We start from the raw sequence: 19,748 nt of genomic DNA on the forward strand, positions 1-19,748 counted from the left end.
CCAACCACAAACCGGCCACGCGACCGGATGTGTCTGGCGAGAAGCCCCCTGAGTCAGGGGGCAGCCGCGAAGCGGCGGGGGTCTGGGCGCTGGTAAGAAGGGCCCCACGGTTTGCAGCGCAAACCGTGGGGCGACAGCGCGTATGCGATGACGCGTGCCCTTACAGCTCGCCCAAGCCGCTGGCGCGGCCATCGTCACCCACTTCCAGCAGGCGCAGGGTGTTGGTGGCGCCATGGGTTTCCATGTGCTCGCCGCTGGTGAACACCACGCGGTCGCCGGCCTGCAGCTGGTTGGCTTCGACCAGCAGGCGGATGCTGCCGCGTGCGGCTTCACGCGGGGTGAAACCGCGGCTGTCGAAGTTGATCGGGAACACATCGCGCATCAGCGCCATCTGCCGGCGCGCGCCGTCATGGCGGGTCACCGCGAACACCGGCGCGGAGGCACGGAAACGCGACAGGTAGCGCGCGGTGCCGCCGGATTCGGTCATCGCCACGATCGCGCGCACGCCCACATGCTGGGACAGGAACATGGTAGCCATCGCGATGGCCTGGTCGGCACGTTCCAGGTTGCGCGGCGAGGCGCCGAAATCGGTTTCGGTCTGGAACTGGCGCTCGGCCCCCAGGCAGATGCGCGCCATCGCTTCGACCGCCTTGACCGGGTACATGCCGGCCGCGGTTTCGGCCGACAGCATCACCGCATCGGTACCGTCGATGACCGAGTTGGCCACGTCCAGCACTTCGGCGCGGGTCGGGATCGGGCTTTCGACCATCGACTGCAGCATCTGGGTGGCGGTGATCACCACCTTGTTCTGCGCCAGCGAGGCCTTGATGATTTTCTTCTGCAGGCCCGGCAGCTCGGCATCGCCGATTTCCACGCCGAGGTCGCCGCGCGCCACCATCACCACGTCGCTGGCGTCGACGATTTCTTCCAGGTTCTCGATGGCTTCGGTGCGCTCGATCTTGGACACCAGCGCGGCATAGCAGCCGTGCGATTCGGCGATCGCGCGGGCGTCGTTCATGTCCTGCGCGTTGCGGCAGAACGAGACGGCGATGAAGTCCACGCCGATCTTGGCCACGATGCCGATCAGCTCTTTGTCGCGCTCGGTCAGCGCGCCCAGCGAGAGGCCACCGCCCTGCTTGTTCAAGCCCTTGCGGTCGGACAGCACGCCGTCGTTGAGCACGGTGTTGATGATGCGCTCGCCAGCCACTTCAATGACCTGCAACTGCATCAGGCCATCGTCGAGCAGCAGCACGTCACCGGCCACCACGTCCTGCGGCAGGCCCAGGTAGCTCACACCGACCTGGGTGGTGTCGCCCGGCGGCGGGTTGGCCGAGGCCACCAGGTCGAAGCGGTCACCGGCCTTGAGCTTGATCTTGCCTTCGGTGAAACGCTCGATGCGGATCTTCGGGCCAGGCAGGTCGGCCAGGATGCCCACTTCCACGCCCACCCGCTGCGCGGCGGCACGTACGTCGGCGGCACGCTTGGCCTGCCCGGACGGATCGCCGTGGCTGAAGTTGAGGCGGACCACGTTCACGCCGGCGCGGAACAGATCCTCCAGCACGCCCGGCGGGTCGGTTGCCGGTCCGAGGGTGGCAAGGATCTTGGTGCGACGCTGACGCTCGATCATGGTGAATGGGCTCCCGTTAAAGGAGCAAAATTAGCACACCCGTCACTTCCCATGAATACGTTTACAGCCTTGGGGCAGCTGCCTCTGCGCGATGTCCTGCAGACAGCGTGCGATGACCGGACGGACAGTGGCTCACGCCGGTTTGCCGGTAATGCTTGGCCCCATTGACTCTGCGCTGGACATGCGGCGGGGTACGGAACCCCGCCGCCGGCCGTCAATCGATCAGCGACAACAGCGCATCCGGGGAGGCGGCCAGGTGCTGCGCACCGGCTGCCTGCAGCTCTTCGGCGCCCCCAAAACCCCACAACACGCCGATATTGCGCAGGCCATGGTGGCGCGCGCCTTCGATATCCATGCGTCGGTCCCCAATCATCCAGCACTGCGTGGGCAGCTGCGACAACCGCCGTAATGCCTCGGCCACCAGCTGCGGCTTGTCGCTGCGGCTGCCGTCGAGGGTCGCGCCAATCACGTCCTCGAAGCACGCGCCAAACGGCAGGTGATCGATGATGCGGCGCGCATGCGGCTCGTTCTTGGCGGTGACGATCGCCAGGCGATGGCCGCGCGCGTGCAGCGCCTGCACCACCTGGCCGATGCGGGGATACACCTCGTGCTCGCGCCAGCCGACCACATCGAAGCGCTCGCGGTAGTAGGCCACCGCCTGCTCCACCTGCGCCGGGTCGTCAAACAACGGCGCAAAACTGCTGCGCAGCGAGGGGCCGATCCAGCGCCGCAGTACCTCCTGCGGCGGCACCGGCTGGCCCATCCGGGTAAACGCGTGCGCCACACACTGGGTGATGCCCACCGCCGAATCGATCAGCGTGCCGTCGAGGTCGAAGAACAGCGTGTCGCGCGGCTCCAGGGGCATGCTCGTCACCTGGCGTCTCCGCAGATCCGTGCGCGGCCCATCACGCGCCGCGCGCCTCGAGTGCGGCGACTGCCGGCAGGGTCTTGCCTTCCAGGAATTCCAGGAACGCGCCGCCGCCGGTGGAGATGTAGCTGACCTGGTCGGCGATGTCGTACTTGTCCACGGCCGCCAGCGTATCGCCGCCCCCGGCGATGGAGAACGCCGGCGAGCGGGCGATGGCCTGGGCCAGTGCCTGGGTGCCGTGGCTGAAGGCCTCGAACTCGAAGACGCCGACCGGGCCGTTCCAGACCACGGTGCCGGCCTTGGCGATCAGCCCGGCGTAGTGCTGCGCGGTGTCCGGGCCGATGTCCAGGATCAGGTCATCGTCGGCCACCTCGGCGAGCGCTTTGACGGTCGCTTCGGCATCGGGGAGGAACTGTTTGGCCACCACCACGTCGGTTGGCAGCGGGATGTCGGCACCCCGCGCCTTGGCGTCAGCGACGATCTTCCTGGCGGTATCCAGCAGGTCCGGTTCGCACAGCGACTTGCCGACCGGGTACCCGGCGGCGGCGATGAAGGTGTTGGCGATGCCACCGCCGACGATCAGCTGGTCGACCTTGCCGACCAGGCTGGACAGCAGTTCCAGCTTGGTGCTGACCTTGCTGCCGGCCACGATCGCCAGCAGCGGCGGCGCCGGTGCCAGCAGCGCCTTGGCCAGCGCATCCAGTTCGGCCATCAGCAGCGGGCCGCCAGCGGCGACCGGGGCAAAGCGGATCACGCCGTGGGTGGAGGCCTGGGCGCGATGCGCGGTGCCGAAGGCGTCCATGACGAAGACATCGCACAGCGCGGCATATTTCTTCGACAGGGTTTGGTCGTCCTTGCCTTCACCGATGTTCATGCGGCAGTTTTCCAGCAGGACGATCGACCCCGGGGCCACCTCGACACCGTCGACCCAGTCGCGCACCAGCGGCACCTCGACACCCAGCAGCTGCGACAGGCGCAGCGCGACCGGTGCCAGCGATTCGGCCTCGCTCCAGACGCCTTCGGTGGGACGGCCCAGGTGCGAGGTGACCATGACCGCCGCGCCCTTCTCCAAGGCCAGCTTCAGCGTCGGCAGCGATGCGCTGATGCGCTGCTCGGAGGTGATGCGGCCATTCTCGATCGGCACGTTGAGGTCCTGGCGGATCAGCACGCGCTTGCCGGAGAGATCGAGGTCGGTCATGCGAACGATGGACATGGGCAACTCTTTGGCTGAAAAAGGAAAGGGCGCCACGCATGGCGCAGACACCCATTGTCCCGGCTGCGCGGGTGCATCGCAAATGCGCGGGCAAATGCCAAAGCGGGAGCCAAAGCTCTACGGCCGATGCTCCTGCGCTGTGCGGGGGCCTGTGGGTTCACGGGACACGCTGCAAGTACGTCCATGTAAGCTCCGTCGCCGCATCCATGCGGCTCAGGGTCCCGTGAACCCACAGGCCCCCACACTCGACAGTGGGTCGGTCCGCATGGCAAAGCACATGCGTAATGCCGGGCTCTGCCCGGCAGCCCTTCTCCCCACCGCCAACGCGATGAACCGTCCGCAGGTGGCCCGCTAGGCGCTGCTCTTGCCTTCAGCGACCAAACAACGATCAACCACCCGCATCCCCAGGCTTCTGCCGCAGCACGCTCAGCGCAAACCCACCCACGATCAGCACGCCCAGCACCAGCAGCCCCCACAACAGCCAGCGCTTCCAGTCGCGTTGGGCGGCCACTGCCGCGTCGCCGCCCAGCACCTGCGCCGGGCCCTGCAGCGTGGCCAGCGCGGGCTGCCATTGCGCGCCCTGCTGCTCGCGCAGCTGCGCGATCACCGTGCCCACCGGCGCATCGGTACGTGCGGCCCGCACGCTGCCCGCAGCGACGCTGTAAGGAGGCTCGCCCTGGCTCAGGAACACCAGGGCCTCCGGCTGGTACCCCAGCTTCAAGGTCGGTGCCACGCTGGGCTGTGCCTGCGCGGCCACCAGCTTCCAGTAGCGGTCGCGGGTGGGCACCGGCAACGCCTGTGTCTGCGAGCGACGGCTCTGCGCGGCATCCTGCAGCTGATAGGCCACCCACGGCCCGGCGCGGACCTGCCACGGCTGGCCGGCGTCGTCGCGACTGAGCAGGGTCCACTGCACCACGCTGTTGTCGGTGGTGGTGATGTCGGCCTGGGCAATCGGGAAGCGCCCTTCCAGCGCGTACTCGAATTCGCCCGGCTTGCCCGCATGCCCCCCCAGCGACTGCCACGGCCAGTCGATCGACTGCGCTGCCGGCACCAGCTCGGCCTGCACGCCCGACAGGACCGGCAACGCATCCTCGCCCACCGGCAGGATGCGGAAATAGCGGGCCTGGCGCCCGATGTCGATACGCCGCTGCTGCAACCGCCGCCCGTCGTGCTGCAGGTCCACCAGCGGCACGTCGTCGGCGATGCGCTGCCACTGGCGCAGGTCGTCACTGGCCTCCACGCGCACCCGCGCCTGCAGCGCCGATTGGGTCTGCCAGTCCAGCCGCAGCGCCAGCACGCCCACCTTCAGCGCGCTGGCATCCACCAGCCAGCCCGCCGCCTGCGGGGTCGCAGCGCCGCTGCGTCCCAAGCGTGCCTCGACCCGGCGCACGCTGCCGTCGGTATTGCGTTCGGTCAGCAGTTGCAGGTCATCGGCTGCCGCACCGGCCAGCGCCGGCAGCGGGAACCAGGCCAGGTCCTGCCAGTGCGCGGCGCGCGCAAGCGGCTGATCCGCCGCCAGCAGGGTGGCCGGCAATGCCTGGCCCTGCGCATTGAACACCTGCACATCGGCCAGACGCGGCGACACCGCGCTGCGGTAGACCGCCTCGTCGAGCATCACCCGGTAGGCGCCTGCGTTGTCCTGCGACACCTGCAGCGGCCATTGCTGGCGATAGTCCTGGCGCGCATCGGCAGCGGCGGCAAGCGAAGGCAACGCGACCAGCGACAGCGCCACGATCAAGGTAGGCAGGGTGTTCACGAGGGTTGCTCCACGGTGGTGTCCGGCGCGCGCGGCGGTGCCGGCGCCAGGTAGCCCACGACCGTGCACAGCAGGCCGTAGGCGATGAAGGAAGAAATGCCCAGCAGATTGCCCAGGTGCTGGCGGTCGATCAGCACCAGCTTGGCCAGCACCACACCCATCAGCACCGCGCCCACCAGCCACAAGGTGCGTTGGCCGCGACGCGAGCCCCACACCCAGCTGATCACCCCGAGCACGCTCCAGACCACGGTCAGGCTGGTCTGGGCCAGGGTCGAGGACCACAGCGCGCCATTCCACGGTATCCCGCCCCAGTGGTGCACGGTATGCAGCGTCGTACTGGTCAACAGCAGGAAGCCGGCAACGGCCAGCAGCGGCACCCGCAGGCCGCGCGGGCCATCGGGCGCCTGTGCCGACCACAGCCAGCGCGCCAGCAATGCCATCACCGCCAACTGGGCCAGCTCCATCGGATTGAGCAGCGGCAGCCACGGCAGCGGCGTGGCCGAACCGGGCTGCACCAGCAGGCACAGCGCGCTGATCCCGAGCACCGCGAACACGGTGGCGGTCAGGGCCGTGCGCAGCCCATCGAAACGCGCGCCCAACGGCAGGGTCAGCCACGACCAGCGCAACAACGCGGTCGCGGTGACCAGCAACCATGGCAGCAACGCCAGCGCCACCGCCCAGCCCTGGGCAAGGGCGAAACGGTCGGCCAGCCACATGCAGGCCAGCGACACCACGGTGGGCCACAGCAGCCACCAGCTGAACTGCGCCGCCAGCGCCGCCTTGCCCTGGCCACCGCGCAGGCACCACAGGCTGCGCACGCCCAGCGCGGCGAACACCGCCCAGGCCAGCGCGCCGTAGCCGGCGAACGGCTGCTGGTGCACGTCGGCCTGCCACAGTGCCAGCGGGAACGCGGCCAACAGCATCGCCAGCGTGGTCAGCCCCAGCGCGCGGGCCGGCGCACGGCGATGCACTTCGGCTGCCATCCAGGCAGTGACGGCCACGCCGATCAGCAGTGCGTCGGGGCGGCTGTCGCGCGCGATGAAGCGGCTGACCTCATGGGCCATGCCCCCCAGCCACCACAGCAGGCCCCACAGGTAATAAACGATGGCCGGTGCATCCTGGCGCGCACGGCGATAGCTGTACGCCGAGGCGAACCCGGCCACGGCCAGCAACAGCCCGCTCATGAACGTCGGATTGGCAATGGCGGTGGCATCCTGGTGCCAGTAATCGGCGCCTACCACGAAGCCGAAGGCCGCCCCCAGCTGCAGCAGCGCGCCGGCGACCTGCGGCAGCCAGCGCTTCTGGCGCAGGCCCAGCCACGCCAGCGCGGCCCCCTCCAGCGCGAACACGCTGGCGGTGGCACGGGCCGACAGCGCCAACGGTACCGCCAGGGTGGCAAAACCGACCGCCAGCACCGCGTGGGACTGGCCCAGCGCGGCATAACGCTCGCGACGGATCAGCGCCCAACCCAGCAGCGCATACACCGCCGCCAGCGCCACCGCGCACAGCGCCAGCAGCAGCCGGTCGTCATGCAGCATGCCGGCCTGCAACGAGAAGGCGATCAGCGGCGTGCCGAACACCAGGCTGCCATCGACCAGGTCACGCTTCTCCGCCGGCTGGCGGCGCGCGTACAGGATCGGGATCAACAGGTAGAAGGCGAAGAACAGCAGCAGGAACGGCTCGGTGCTGCTGAACTTGTCGGCGTTGTACTGCAGCACGCCCCAGGCGGTACCGATGCCGAAGGTGAAGGCAAAGCCCAACAGGTTGAGCGCGCGCCACGGGCGCCACCAGGCGATGGCGAGAATGGCCGCATTGAGCACGGCGTAATACGAGAACAAGGCGACATGGTTGCCGCTGCCGGTGGACAGCCAGAGCGGCGCCATGAACCCGGCCAGGATGCCCAGCACCGCCAGCGTGCGCGAGTTCTGCACCACCGCCAGCACGCCCATGCCGGCGATCAGCAGCACGCTGATGGCAAATGCCGGCAGCGCGTCGATCAGATCGTAGCGCTTGAACGCGGCGAAGACGGTCAACAACAGGATGCCGATCGCGCCACCCTGCAGCGCCAGGGCGAACATCCGGCGGCGATCGCGCTGCACCCAGCCGAACACCAGCCCGGCCAACGCGCCCGCGGCAATGGCGGCCAGCCGCAGTTCGATCGGTGCGTTCAACCAGCCCTGGTCGCTGGCGTACTTGAGCAGCGCCGCCACACCGGCCAGCAATACCAGCATGCCGATCTTGACCGGCACGTTGCCATCGGTGAACCAATGTTTGATCGCACCGACCAGGCGCTCGCCCGGGCCCGGGCCCGAGGGGGGCGGTGGCGGTGCGGGCGGCAGTGGCGGTGGCAGCTGGGTCTGGCTGGCCGCCGGCACCGCGGCGGCAACCCTGGCAGGCACCGGGGCAGCCGCGCCGGGGTCGGCAGCGGTGGCAGCGGCCGCAACGGGAGCCTGGTAGGGCGCGTCAGCCCAGTGCATGGACCGCGCCGCGGGCGCCGGGGCCTGCGTCGTGTCCGCCGCCCCGGGTGCCGCCGCTTCGTATCGCTGCAGTTCCAGTGCCGCCACGCGTCGGCGCAGCCCGGCGATCATGACCAGCGCCACGATCAGCAGCACCGGGACCAGCAACAGCACCACCACGACCAAGGCAATCAGAGCTTCCATTCCACGCCATCCTCAAGGGGGAGCCCCGGCGGCCTTCTGCCCAGGCCATGCCGGTGGCACGCGGCCATGCTAATGGATCGGCGGCGGTGGCGGGGTACCGGAAACGACGAACCCCGGCACGGGGCCGGGGTTCGCGGGGTAGCGCAGGGTGCGTGCGCGCTTACTTGGCGGCGACTACCTTGACCATTTCCAGGCACTTGTTGGAATAGCCCCACTCGTTGTCGTACCAGGACACCAGCTTGACGAAGGTGCTGTCCAGCGCGATACCGGCGTCGGCGTCGAACACCGAGGTGTGGGTTTCACCGCGGAAATCGGTGGCCACCACCTTGTCTTCGGTGTAGCCCAGGATGCCCTTCAGCGCGCCTTCGCTCTGTGCCTTCACTTCGGCGCAGATCTCGGCGTAGGTGGCTTCCTTTTCCAGCTCGACGGTCAGGTCGACCACCGACACGTCCGAGGTCGGCACGCGGAAGCTCATGCCGGTCAGCTTCTTGTTCAGTTCCGGAATCACTACGCCCACGGCCTTGGCAGCGCCAGTGGAGGACGGAATGATGTTTTCCAGGATGCCGCGGCCGCCGCGCCAGTCCTTGTTGGACGGGCCATCGACGGTCTTCTGGGTGGCGGTGGCCGCATGCACGGTGGTCATCAGGCCGCGCTTGATGCCCCACTTGTCATTGATCACCTTGGCCAGCGGGGCCAGGCAGTTGGTGGTGCACGAGGCGTTGGAGACGATCGCCTGGCCGGCGTAGGTCTTGTCATTCACGCCGAACACGAACATCGGGGTGTCGTCCTTGGACGGGGCCGACAGGATCACCTTCTTGGCACCGGCGTCGATATGCTTCTGCGCGGTGTCCTTGGTCAGGAACAGGCCGGTCGACTCGATCACCACGTCCACGCCCACTTCGTCCCACTTGAGGTTGGCCGGGTCGCGTTCCTGGGTCAGGCGGATCTTCTTGCTGTTGACCAGCAGGTCGCTGCCGGACACCTCGACATCGGCCTTGAAGCGACCGTGCACGGAGTCGTACTTCAGCATGTAGGCCAGGTAATCGGGCTCGAGCAGATCGTTGATGGCGACGATTTCGATGTCATTGCCGAAATTCAGCACGGCCGAGCGCAGGACATTGCGACCGATGCGACCGAAACCGTTGATGCCAACCTTGATTGCCATGTTCACAAGCTCCTGCAGCCGCGACGGTGCGGCGCCGATGGAAAGGGGCGCTCATTCTAGCAGGGGTGGACCGGCCCCGGTCCGCGCCGGGGCATGGGTAAACGGTTCCAGACCGGATTGGGTGGATTGATCCGGATCAAGGCGCGAACAGGCATGGCAGGGAAAACTGGCGCCATTCCACCCCGCAACGAGAATCCCTCATGCGCAAGACCGCCCCCCTCCTGCTGTCCAGCCTGGCCGCTGCCCTGGCCCTCACCGCGGCCCCGGCCATGGCCCAGTCCAAGGGCGACTGGACCGTCGGTGCCGGTGTGCACCAGGTGGCCCCGAAATCCAACAACGGTTCGCTGTCCGGCGGCACGCTGAAGGTGGATGTCGACAACGACATCAAGCCGACCATCACCGGTGAGTACTTCATCGCCGACAACCTGGGCATCGAGATCCTCGCGGCACTGCCCTTCAAGCACGACATCAACATCGACGGCCTGGGCCGCGTGGGCAGCACCAAGCACCTGCCGCCGGTGGTGTCGCTGCAGTACCACTTCAACAGCAAGGGCAAGGTCTCCCCGTTCGTTGGCGCAGGCATCAACTACACCACGTTCTTCAGCGAAGAGACCGGTGGCGCGCTGGCCGGCAGCAAACTGAAGATGGCCGATTCCTGGGGCCTGGCCGCGCATGCAGGCCTGGACTTCGCGATCAACGACAAGGGTTCCCTGCGCGTTGATGTGCGCTGGATCGACATCGACAGCAAGGTCAAGCTCAATGGCGAGAAGATCGGTACCGTCAACATCGACCCGCTCGCTTACGGCGTGTCGTACGTGTTCAAGTTCTGATCGGACGATCAGGACTCAATAGAGCAACACCCCTCGCAGCAAAGCGTTTTCCCCGGCTTCGGCCGGGGATTTTTTTTTGGTTCTTCTCTCCTGTGAGGGGAGAGGTTCACCCATAGGGCGACAGCAGCTTGCTGGGGTGTCTTTGCTTGGCTATGGCGCGAGCGTCCGGGCCGCTTGGCGGCCGGTAGGCCCTTGGCAAAATAAAGGAGGAGGCCGTCGCCGCAGGCGTCGGCCGGGGGACATTTGCACAAGGGCCTACCGGCCGCCAAGCGGCTCGGCTTACGGCCCGCATGGGCAAAAAACTTCTTCCTGTTATGCCATTTGGAGCAGCCGACCAACGGTCGGCTCTACGGCCCGTGCAGGAGATGCTGCGCGGCGGCCTGTGCATGCAAGGCGGCGGTATCGAACAACGGCACCGATGCATCGTCCGCGCCGACCAGCAGCATGATTTCGGTGCAGCCCAGGATGATGCCCTGCGCGCCCCGGTCCACCAGCCACTGCATCACCCCGCGATAGACCTCGCGCGAGTCCGCCAGCACCCGTCCCTGCACCAGTTCTTCGTAGATGATCCGGTGCACCGCCGCGCGATCGTCCGCCTCGGGCACCCGCACCTCCAGCCCGTGCCGCTGCGCCAGACGCACCCGGTAGAAGTCCTGTTCCATGGTGAACGCCGTACCCAGCAGCCCGACCCGGGTCAGGCCCGAGGCCTTGACCAGCTCCCCGACCGGGTCGGCGATATGCAGCAGCGGCACGCCAATGGCCGCCTGCACCGCATCGGCCATCAGATGCATCGTATTGGTGCAGATCACGATCGCCGTCGCACCGCCCGCCTCAAGGCGCCGTGCCACCTCGACCATCGCCTGCGTCGCCGCCTCCCAGTCGCCCGCCCGCTGCAATGCCTCGATGTCGGCAAAATCGAACGACCACAACAGCACCCGCGCCGAATGCATCCCACCCAGCGCATCGCGCACCTGCTCGTTGATCATCCGGTAGTAATGCGCCGAACTCTCCCAGCTCATCCCGCCGATCAACCCCAGAACCTTCTGCACCGCCGCCACTCCCGTTCCCATCCGAGCAGCCAGCCTACCCCTGCCGTCGGCCGCCAGCCAGATCCGGGCAAGTCGCCCTGCGGACGGGCCGCTAGAATGCAGCCGATGAAGATCGTCTCCTTGATGCCGGCCACCGCCCTCGCACTGGCCCTCACCCTCGTCTCCACCGATGCCCTGGCCTGGGGCGCCCAAGGCCACCGGCTGGTCGCCCGCGTCGCCGAAACCCGGCTGACGCCGCAGACCCAGGCCGAAGTGGACCGCCTGCTGGCCAGCGAGCCCGACCCCACCCTGCACGCCATCGCGCCCTGGGCCGACCAGCTGCGCGCCAAGGACCCCGGGCTGGGCAAGCGCTCGGCGCGCTGGCACTACGTCAACATCGGCGAGGATGACTGCCACTACCAGGCGCCGAAACACTGCCCCGGGGGCAACTGCATCGTCGAAGCGCTGAAGGCGCAGACCGCCGTCCTCGGCGACCGCAGCAAGTCCGACGCCGAACGTGCGCAGGCGCTGAAGTTCGTCGTGCATTTTGCCGGTGACATCCACCAGCCCATGCACGCTGGCTATGGCAACGACAAGGGCGGCAACGATTTCCAGGTGCAGTTCAACAATCGCGGTACCAACCTGCACTCGCTCTGGGACAGCGGCATGCTCAACGAGCTCAAGCTTGACGACGACCAGTACCTCAAACGCCTGATGGCGCTGCCTGCGCCCAAGCTCGGCAAGCGCTCCAGCATCAACACCGACGCGGTGCAATGGGCCGAAGCCAGCTGCCGCATCGCCATTGCACCTGGCGTTTACCCGGCCGGGCGTACGCTGTCGGCCGAGTACACCGCGACCTACCGCCCGATCGCGGAAAGAGCGCTGCGCGTGGCCGGCGAACGCCTGGCGCTGCTGCTCAACGCGACGCTGGGCAACCGCTGAGGCCACCACCATGACACCGCACGTCGCCAGTTTTTTCCACCCCGACAGCCACACCTTCAGTTACGTGGTGCATGACCCGGCGACGTTGCAGGCCGCGGTGATCGATCCCGTGCTCGACTACGACCCGGATACCGACGCGCTCGGTGCCGGCCCCCTGCAGCCGTTGCTTGCGCACGTGCGCGACAACGGCCTACAGGTCCGCTGGCTGCTGGAAACGCACGCGCATGCCGACCACATCAGCGCCGGCCGCTGGCTCAAGCAGCCGTGGCCGGACGCGCGCCTGGCCATGGGCGATGGCATCGTGCAGGTGCAACGCACCTTCGCGCCGCGGTACGCGCTGGAGGTGCCGACCGACGGTTCGCAGTTCGACCATTTGTTTGCCGATGGCGAGCATTTCGCACTGGGCGGCATCGATGTAGAGGTGATCGCGGTGCCCGGCCACACCAGCGACAGCGTGGCCTACCGTATCGGCGATGCGCTGTTCACTGGGGATTCGCTGTTCATGCCCGACGGCGGCACCGCCCGCTGTGATTTCCCCGGCGGCGATGCGGCGCAGCTGTACCACTCGATCCAGCGCCTGCTGGCATTGCCCGACGCCACCCACGTGTTCATCTGCCACGACTACGGCCCCGGTGGGCGCGAGGTTGCCAACCAGACCACCATCGGCGAACAGCGCGCGCACAACATCCACCTTCGCGACGGCGTCAGCGAAGCCGATTTCATCGCCACCCGTCAGGCCCGCGACGCGACGCTGGCCGAGCCGAAGCTGATGCATCCGTCGGTGAAAGCCAACATCCAGGGCGGCCCAACCCCGTAGAGCGGGGCTCTGCCCCGCTGCATTGTCTCTGCCCCGCTGCATGGGCCCGGCCCCGTTGCGCGTGTCCGGCCCCGCGCAGCCACCCATGGGCGGCTCTACCTGCCTTGGCGGTGCACGGTCTGCTTGCCCTTCACGATTTCGAAGGTGAAGGCATACAACAGGCTCACCGGCACCGGCTCGATGCGCGCGGCCCCGCTGCAATCCCCGCGGTCATCGGGGACCTGTCCCGCAGCGTAGTGACACAGCGCCGCGGGCGAGTACCGCCACTGTGCCACCGCCTCCTGGGCTGCCTGCAGCAGCGGCGCGTTGTCCACCGTAGTCCCCGCGCTGCATTCAGGCCTGTCGGTCAACGCCACGCTGCGTTCCACAGTGCCTTCGGCATCCACAACCACCTGCAGGCAGACCACGGTGGGTGCCAATTCGCGGCGCGGGTCGCGCGTGCCGACCACCGGGTCCGGCGCCGCATACAGCTGCGGCATCCGGTAGCCCTCGCTCGGACTGAGCTGGTACGGCTGCACCTGGCCTTCCGCGCCCGCGCCAGCGGTCTTCAAACGCTGGTGATCGACGTTCTCCGCGCGCGTATCCACCGTGCTGATCTGGTCATGGCCGGCGCAGCCGACCACGGCCAACGCCAGCAGGGCCGGCCCGATGCGCCTCACTGCGCGGGCGCCGGTTCGTTCATCTCATAGGTCACCGGAATACGTACGGCTGCGGCCACCGGCTTGCCGTTCCTCAGGGCTGGCGCATAGGTCCAGGTGCGTGCCGCGGCGATCGCACTTGCTTCAAACACGCCCTGAGGGGCGGCGCTCAGCACGCGTACGTCGGTCACCGCGCCCTGCGCGTCCACATCCACCCGTAGCACCACCTTGCCAGACAGGCCCTGCTCGAAGGCCCGCGTGGGATAGCTGGGTGGGTTCATTTTGTTCGGCGTCACCGGTCGCTCCCCGTCGATGCTGGCAGCGTCGGTCTGCACCCGTTCGACTGTCTCGGTGGTGACCGCCCGCGGGGCCGTTGCGCCGCCCTGGCTGGCCCAGGCCACCGTGCCCAGACCCACGCACACGCCCACCACCAGCATCTGCCCGCTCAACCAGGGCAACGCCTTTGGCTTGTGTTCCTTCAACATGGCAATTCGCTCCTTCAGCATCGGTTGGCTGCGCCAGTGGCAGGCCATCGGGGCAGCCGGGTAGACCAACTGCGCCTTCAGCAGCGCGTTGGCGTAGAGCCGGCGCAAGGCCGGATGGGGATCAACCGTGCGCGCATCACAGGCCAGCTCCTGGTCACGCAGGAACCGACGCGCCGCCCACGGCAGCAGTGGATGGAACCAGAACACGCAGCGCAGCGCGGCCAGCGTGGCGTTCGCCCACGGGTCGCCGTGGTGGCGATGACTGCGTTCGTGCTGCAGGATCAGGTCCTGCTCGGCCGGACTGAAATCATCTTCAAAGCCCGGGCCCACCACGATGCGCGGCCGCCACAAGCCAACCAGCGCCGGCAGGCCCGGATCGGCGCTGGCCTGCCAGCTGCCATCGGCACGCGGTTGCAAGCAGCCCAGCGCGCGCTCGAAGCGGCGCTGCGCCTGCCAGCTGGAGACCGCCAAAGCCATCGCCCCGGCCATCCATACGGCCAACAGCAGCACCGGCCACAGCGACATCTCCGCCGGCAACACCGGCGCGCGCAGGGCGGCGCCGATCACCCGCATTGGGGCGGCATCGGCCAGCGGCAGGCTGGGCAAGGGCAGGCACAAGGCCACCAGCACCAGCGGCAACAGCCACCAGCTGCGGTAGGCCAGCGCCGCCCCGCCCAGCCGCAGCAGCAGGGGCCGCAGCGCTGCCAGCAGCAGCACCGCGATGGCCAGCCAGACGCTGGCCTGCATCAGTCCGTTGAGCAGCTCAGTCATGGTCCAGGTCCTGGATCAGCTGCTTCAGTTCGGCGAGGTCCTGCGCGCTGAGCTCCCCGCGCTGGCTGAAATGCGCCACCAGCGGCGCCACCCGGCCGTCGAACAGCTTGTCCAGCAGCCCACTGCTCTGCTCGGCCACCCAGGCCTGGCGTTGCAGTACCGGCGAATACAGGTAGCGACGGCCGTCGCGGCTGGCGCTGATCGCGCCCTTGGTCAGCAACCGGTTGAGCAGGGTCTTGATGGTCGGCTCGGCCCAGTCGCGCCCGGCCAGTGCGGCCACCACGTCGTCGGCAACCAGGGGATGCCGCTGCCACAGCACATCCATTACCACCGCCTCGGCTTCACTGATCTGGCTCATCATTTACATCCGTAATCGATGGACTGATTACGCACGTAATCACCATTGAAGTCAACCCCCTGCCGCCGACCCGTTGGCTTGCACAGCCGATTCATGGCGACGCTGCGAGGATCAGGCCATCCCGTGCAGATGCTGGATGCGATGGAGGCCCGCGTCGACGTCCGTTCAAACCCGGAATGCTGTAATGGTCCGCATGACTTTGAAGGATGGCGCTGGATGACCGAACACCTCACCGACCTCGACGCTGCGATCGACTGGCTGCTGCAGCGGGTCGATGGCCCCTTGCGCATCGGCGCGCCGCTGGCGCTGGGCAAGCCGCACCGGCTGCTCAATGCCCTGTATGCACGGGTCGAGAACGATTCTTCGCGACCGCTGCAGGTGTATACCGCGTTGTCATTGAACCCGCCCAGGCCCGCCGCCGGGCTGGAAGCGCGCTTCATGGCGCCGTTCGCCGAGCGCCATTTCGGTGCCGATTTCCCGCGCCTGGCCTATGCCGACGCGATGGTCCGCGATGCGCTTCCGGCCCACGTGCAGGTGGAAGAGTTCTACATGCAGTCCGGTGCGTTGCTGGGCTCGGCGCAGGCCCAGCGCGGCTACACCAGCCTCAACTACACCCATGCCGCCGACGCGGTGGCGCAGCGCGCGCCGCACGCCATCGTGCAGAAAGTGGCGATGCGCCCGGATGACCGGCGCTTGTCGTTGTCGTGCAACAACGACATCACCCAGGACACGCTCGATGCGATGGCCGCGCGTGGCCTGCCGCGCCCCTTGATGATCGCCGAGATCGACCCGCGGTTGCCCTACCTGGGCGGCACTGCGACGGTGGATGTGTCGTTCTTCGACCTGGTGATCACCCCGCCCGGCCCGTACCCGCAGCTGTTCGGGCTGCCGCGCCAGCCGGTCAGCGATGCCGATTACGCGATCGGCCTGTATGCCAGCGCGCTGGTCCGCGATGGCGGCACGTTGCAGATCGGCATCGGCACGCTCGCCGATGCGATCAGCCATGCACTGGTGCTGCGGCACACCGACAACGCGCGCTACCGGCAGATCCTGCACGCGCTCGATCCACGCCTGGCCACGCACCCCACCGTGCTCGAATGCGGCGGCCTGGAGCCGTTCGAGATCGGCCTCTACGGCTGCAGCGAGATGCTCAACGAAGGCTTCCGCCGGCTGGTCCAGACCGGGGTGATCCGGCGCAAGGTGCATGACGACCTGGCGCTGATGGAGCGCATCGAGAGCGGCAGCACCCTCACCATCGACCACGCCACCCTGGAGGCCGAAGGCGAGTACCTGCATGGCGCGTTCTACCTGGGCTCGCCAGAGTTCTACCAGTGGCTGCGCGAGCTGCCCGAGGACGAACGCGGTGCCATCGGCATGCGCCGGATCAGCGAGATCAACCAGCTCTACGGGGGCAATGAAACCCTGGAACGGCTGCAGCGTCGTCATGCGCGCTTCTTCAACTCGTGCATGATGGCCACCGCACTGGGTGCGGCGGTTTCCGATGCACTGGAGGATGGGCGGGTGGTGTCCGGCGTGGGTGGCCAATACAACTTCGTGGCGATGGCCCATGCCTTGCCCGAAGCGCGCAGCGCGCTGCTGTTCCGCGCGGTGCGCGAGGACAAGGGCCGCTTGCAGTCCAACGTGCGCTGGAATTACGGCCACACCACCATCCCGCGCCACCTGCGCGACATCTACATCAACGAGTACGGCATCGCCGACCTGCGCAACCTCACCGACGAAGACTGCGTGATCGGGATGGCCGGCATCACCGATGCCGCGTTCCAGGCCGAGCTGCTGCAGACCGCGAAAGCATCGAAGAAGCTGGATGCCGCTTTCGCTGCACCGGCCGATTGGCCGCAACGCAACACCGCCACGGCAGTCAGTGCCGTGCTGGCACCGTTCCGGCAATCGGGCCTGTTGCCGGACTATCCGCTGGGCAGTGACTTCACCGACGTCGAGCAGCACCTGGTCAAGGCGCTGGGCTGGCTGAAGCAGAACACGCAGACGCGCGGCGCCAAGCTGCGCACCGTGCTGGCGGCGGTGATGCAGCCGGCCGGCGACGGCGATGCGGCCTACCTGCAGCGGATGGGGCTGGAGGCGCCCAAGGACACGGCTGAGCGGATCGAGGCGCGGTTGCTGCGGTTGGGGTTGGCCCGTACCGCCGGATGAATCCGGCGCCGGGCCATGCTCGGCTGGACGCCCGCGACAATGAAGAAGGCCGGCTTTCGCCGGCCTTCGTTTTTGCAGCCGCCGGGCAGAACCCGGCGCTGCCACGGCGCCAGGATGCCCGGCACCGTGGGCAGGGCGATCAGTTCGCCAGCTGCGCCTTGGCCGCGGCCACCACCGCTTCGGTGGTGATGCCAAAGTGCTTGTACAGTGCTTCGGCCGGGGCGGAGGCACCGAAGGTGTCGATACCGATCACCGCACCGTCCAGGCCCACGTACTGGCGCCAGAAGCCGGTGACGCCGGCTTCGACGGCCACGCGGTTGCGCACGGCGTTGGGCAGCACCGACTCGCGGTAAGCCGCGTCCTGGCGCTCGAACACATCGGTGGACGGGATGGACACCACGCGGGTCTTGATGCCAGCAGCATCCAGTTCCGCCTTGGCGGCCACGGCCAGGCCCACTTCCGAACCGGTGCCGATCAGGATCACGTCGGGCACGCCACCGTCGGCATCGGCCAGCACGTAACCCCCGCGCGCGATCTGCGCGACCTGGGCGGTGCTGCGCGGCTGGTGCGGCAGGTTCTGGCGGCTGAACACCAGGCAGCTCGGGCCGTCGGTGCGGGTGATCGCCGACTTCCAGCTGACCGCCGATTCCACCGCGTCGCACGGGCGCCACACATCGTTGTTGGGGATGTAGCGCAGCGAGGCCAGGTGTTCCACCGGCTGGTGGGTCGGGCCGTCTTCGCCCAGGCCGATCGAGTCATGGGTGTAGACGTGGATCGCATGCGCCGGGATCAGCGCGCTCATGCGCACGCCGTTGCGGGCGTAATCGCTGAACACCAGGAAGGTGGCATCGAACGGAATGAAACCACCATGCAGGGCCAGACCGTTGGCGATCGCGGTCATGCCGAACTCGCGCACGCCGTAATAGACGTAGTTGGCGTTGGGGTCATCGGTGGCCACCGACTTGCTGGCCTTCCACAACGTCAGGTTGGAGTGGGCCAGATCGGCCGAGCCGCCGACCAGCTCCGGCAGCAGCGGGGCGAATGCTTCGATCGCCATCTGCGAGGCCTTGCGCGAGGCAATGGTCTGGCCGTCGGCCTGGACCTGGGCGATGTAGGCATCGGCCTTGGCGATGAAGTCGGCCGGCAGCTCGCCATGCGAACGGCGGGTCAGTTCGTCGGCCTCGGCCGGGAACTGCTTGGCGTACTTGTCGAAGGCCAGTTCCCACTCGGCCTGGCGCAGGGTTCCGGTGCCACCGGCACGCCAGCCGGCGTAGATCTCCTCGGGAATTTCGAACGGACCGTACGGCCAGCCCAGCTGCTTGCGGGTGGCCTCCAGTTCGTCCTTGCCCAGCGGGGCGCCGTGGCTGGATTCCTTGCCGGCCTTGCCCGGCGAACCGAACCCGATCGTGGTGCGGCAGCAGATCAGGGTGGGCTTGTCGAACTGCGCCAGCGCGCTGTCGATGGCCGCCTTGATGCTGTCCGGGTCATGGCCATCGACGCCGCGCACCACGTTCCAGCCATAGGCTTCGAAACGCTCGGGGGTGTTGTCGGTGAACCAGCCGGCGGTGTTACCGTCGATGGAGATGTGGTTGTCATCCCAGAAGCAGACCAGCTTGCCCAGGCCCCAGGTGCCGGCCAGCGAGGCGACTTCATGCGAGATGCCTTCCATCAGGCAGCCGTCGCCGAGGAACACCCAGGTGCGGTGGTCGACGATCTCGTGCTCGGGGCGGTTGTAGCGCTGGGCGAGGAGCTTTTCTGCCAGCGCGAAGCCGACGGCGTTGGCCAGGCCCTGGCCGAGCGGGCCGGTGGTGGTCTCAACGCCGGGGGTTTCATGGTGTTCGGGGTGGCCGGCGGTCTTGCTGCCGAGCTGGCGGAACTGCTTGAGCTGCTCGATCGGCAGGTCATAGCCGCTCAGGTGCAGCAGCGCGTACTGCAGCATCGAGCCGTGGCCGTTGGACAGCACGAAGCGGTCGCGGTTGAACCACTTGGGGTTGTTGGGGTTGTGACGGAGATAGTCGTTCCAGAGGACCTCGGCGATATCGGCCATGCCCATCGGCATGCCGGGATGCCCGGACTTGGCGGTTTCGACCGCATCGGCGGCAAGGAAGCGGATGGCGTTGGCCAACTGGCGGCGGGTAGGCTGCGTCATGGTTGTATCGGAGTCGGGAGGCTCCCGCGGAGCTGCGGGCCGCTAATTGTCCCACAGACGTCCGGCGGGGTCAGGTCGGGCGTCGGCTTTCTGAATAAAAGCGTTCGCCATCGGCTCCCAGGTTGGGCTGGGGTGGGCGGGCACCGATGCCCTTGCGGGTAGGTCACCACCGTTGGTGGTGACGCGGATCCCCGCATCGTCCGGCACTGCACCGGAAAACAAGGGAACTCGGCGCTGCGCGGGATTCCTGACGGGTGTTGCGGTGTCTCCGC

Annotated in this window: 15 protein-coding genes; 4 read left to right on the plus strand and 11 right to left on the minus strand. The window is 67.8% G+C overall.

Annotation, left to right across the window (positions count from 1 at the left end):
* Window positions 1-160: 160 nt before the first annotated feature.
* The 6 genes from pyk to gap form a co-directional block, all read right to left on the minus strand.
* The gene (gene pyk, locus AC3IR9_RS16545) at window positions 161-1,627 is read right to left on the minus strand and encodes a pyruvate kinase (RefSeq protein WP_489292060.1); all 1,467 of its coding nucleotides are present in this window, start codon (window positions 1,625-1,627) and stop codon (window positions 161-163) included.
* A gap of 214 nt (window positions 1,628-1,841) precedes the next feature.
* Entirely contained in the window at window positions 1,842-2,492 is a 651-nt protein-coding gene (locus AC3IR9_RS16550) for an HAD hydrolase-like protein (protein ID WP_489292062.1), read from the minus strand.
* A gap of 40 nt (window positions 2,493-2,532) precedes the next feature.
* Window positions 2,533-3,708 carry a phosphoglycerate kinase gene (locus AC3IR9_RS16555; RefSeq protein ID WP_489292063.1) on the minus strand — a complete coding sequence of 392 codons (1,176 nt, stop codon included), beginning with the start codon at window positions 3,706-3,708 and terminating at the stop codon, window positions 2,533-2,535.
* A gap of 388 nt (window positions 3,709-4,096) precedes the next feature.
* A complete protein-coding gene (locus AC3IR9_RS16560) occupies window positions 4,097-5,464 on the minus strand; it encodes a DUF3999 domain-containing protein (protein ID WP_489292065.1) in 1,368 nt (455 codons plus the stop codon).
* Complete coding sequence (locus AC3IR9_RS16565; protein WP_489292067.1) at window positions 5,461-8,124, minus strand: DUF2339 domain-containing protein; 2,664 nt, start codon at window positions 8,122-8,124, stop codon at window positions 5,461-5,463. Before AC3IR9_RS16565 ends, AC3IR9_RS16560 begins: the two co-directional genes overlap by 4 nt.
* Window positions 8,125-8,284: 160 nt before the next feature.
* Entirely contained in the window at window positions 8,285-9,289 is a 1,005-nt protein-coding gene (gene gap / locus AC3IR9_RS16570) for a type I glyceraldehyde-3-phosphate dehydrogenase (RefSeq protein ID WP_489292068.1), read from the minus strand.
* Window positions 9,290-9,489: 200 nt separating this feature from the next.
* Here gap and AC3IR9_RS16575 point away from each other — a divergent pair, with 200 nt between their 5' ends.
* Entirely contained in the window at window positions 9,490-10,119 is a 630-nt protein-coding gene (locus AC3IR9_RS16575; protein WP_489292070.1) for an OmpW/AlkL family protein, read from the plus strand.
* A gap of 347 nt (window positions 10,120-10,466) precedes the next feature.
* Here the strand turns inward: AC3IR9_RS16575 and AC3IR9_RS16580 are convergent, their stop codons facing one another.
* A complete protein-coding gene (locus AC3IR9_RS16580; RefSeq protein WP_489295870.1) occupies window positions 10,467-11,177 on the minus strand; it encodes an aspartate/glutamate racemase family protein in 711 nt (236 codons plus the stop codon).
* Between the two features lie 96 nt (window positions 11,178-11,273).
* Here AC3IR9_RS16580 and AC3IR9_RS16585 point away from each other — a divergent pair, with 96 nt between their 5' ends.
* Together AC3IR9_RS16585 and AC3IR9_RS16590 are read left to right on the plus strand one after the other, a co-directional pair.
* On the plus strand, window positions 11,274-12,089 hold the full coding sequence (locus AC3IR9_RS16585) for a S1/P1 nuclease (RefSeq protein WP_489292071.1): 816 nt from the start codon (window positions 11,274-11,276) through the stop codon (window positions 12,087-12,089).
* A gap of 10 nt (window positions 12,090-12,099) precedes the next feature.
* Window positions 12,100-12,906, plus strand: coding sequence for an MBL fold metallo-hydrolase (locus AC3IR9_RS16590; RefSeq protein ID WP_489292072.1), 807 nt, complete (start codon window positions 12,100-12,102; stop codon window positions 12,904-12,906).
* A gap of 95 nt (window positions 12,907-13,001) precedes the next feature.
* Here the strand turns inward: AC3IR9_RS16590 and AC3IR9_RS16595 are convergent, their stop codons facing one another.
* From AC3IR9_RS16595 to AC3IR9_RS16605, 3 genes are read right to left on the minus strand one after another with little or no spacing between them, the layout of a single operon-like run.
* A complete protein-coding gene (locus AC3IR9_RS16595; protein WP_489292073.1) occupies window positions 13,002-13,565 on the minus strand; it encodes a hypothetical protein in 564 nt (187 codons plus the stop codon).
* Window positions 13,562-14,800, minus strand: a complete 1,239-nt coding sequence (locus AC3IR9_RS16600; RefSeq protein WP_489292075.1) for a M56 family metallopeptidase — start codon at window positions 14,798-14,800, stop codon at window positions 13,562-13,564. The genes AC3IR9_RS16595 and AC3IR9_RS16600 overlap by 4 nt, the downstream gene beginning before the upstream one ends.
* Window positions 14,793-15,158 (minus strand): BlaI/MecI/CopY family transcriptional regulator, encoded by a 366-nt coding sequence (locus AC3IR9_RS16605; RefSeq protein ID WP_489292076.1) that lies wholly within the window; start codon window positions 15,156-15,158, stop codon window positions 14,793-14,795. The genes AC3IR9_RS16600 and AC3IR9_RS16605 overlap by 8 nt, the downstream gene beginning before the upstream one ends.
* Window positions 15,159-15,374: 216 nt before the next feature.
* Between AC3IR9_RS16605 and AC3IR9_RS16610 the strand changes: the two genes are divergently transcribed.
* Complete coding sequence (locus AC3IR9_RS16610) at window positions 15,375-17,327, plus strand: acetyl-CoA hydrolase/transferase C-terminal domain-containing protein (RefSeq protein WP_489292077.1); 1,953 nt, start codon at window positions 15,375-15,377, stop codon at window positions 17,325-17,327.
* 139 nt (window positions 17,328-17,466) lie between these two features.
* Here the strand turns inward: AC3IR9_RS16610 and tkt are convergent, their stop codons facing one another.
* Complete coding sequence (gene tkt, locus AC3IR9_RS16615; protein ID WP_489292079.1) at window positions 17,467-19,476, minus strand: transketolase; 2,010 nt, start codon at window positions 19,474-19,476, stop codon at window positions 17,467-17,469.
* Window positions 19,477-19,748 lie beyond the last annotated feature (272 nt).

This window comes from Stenotrophomonas sp. GL_101, from assembly GCF_057835675.1.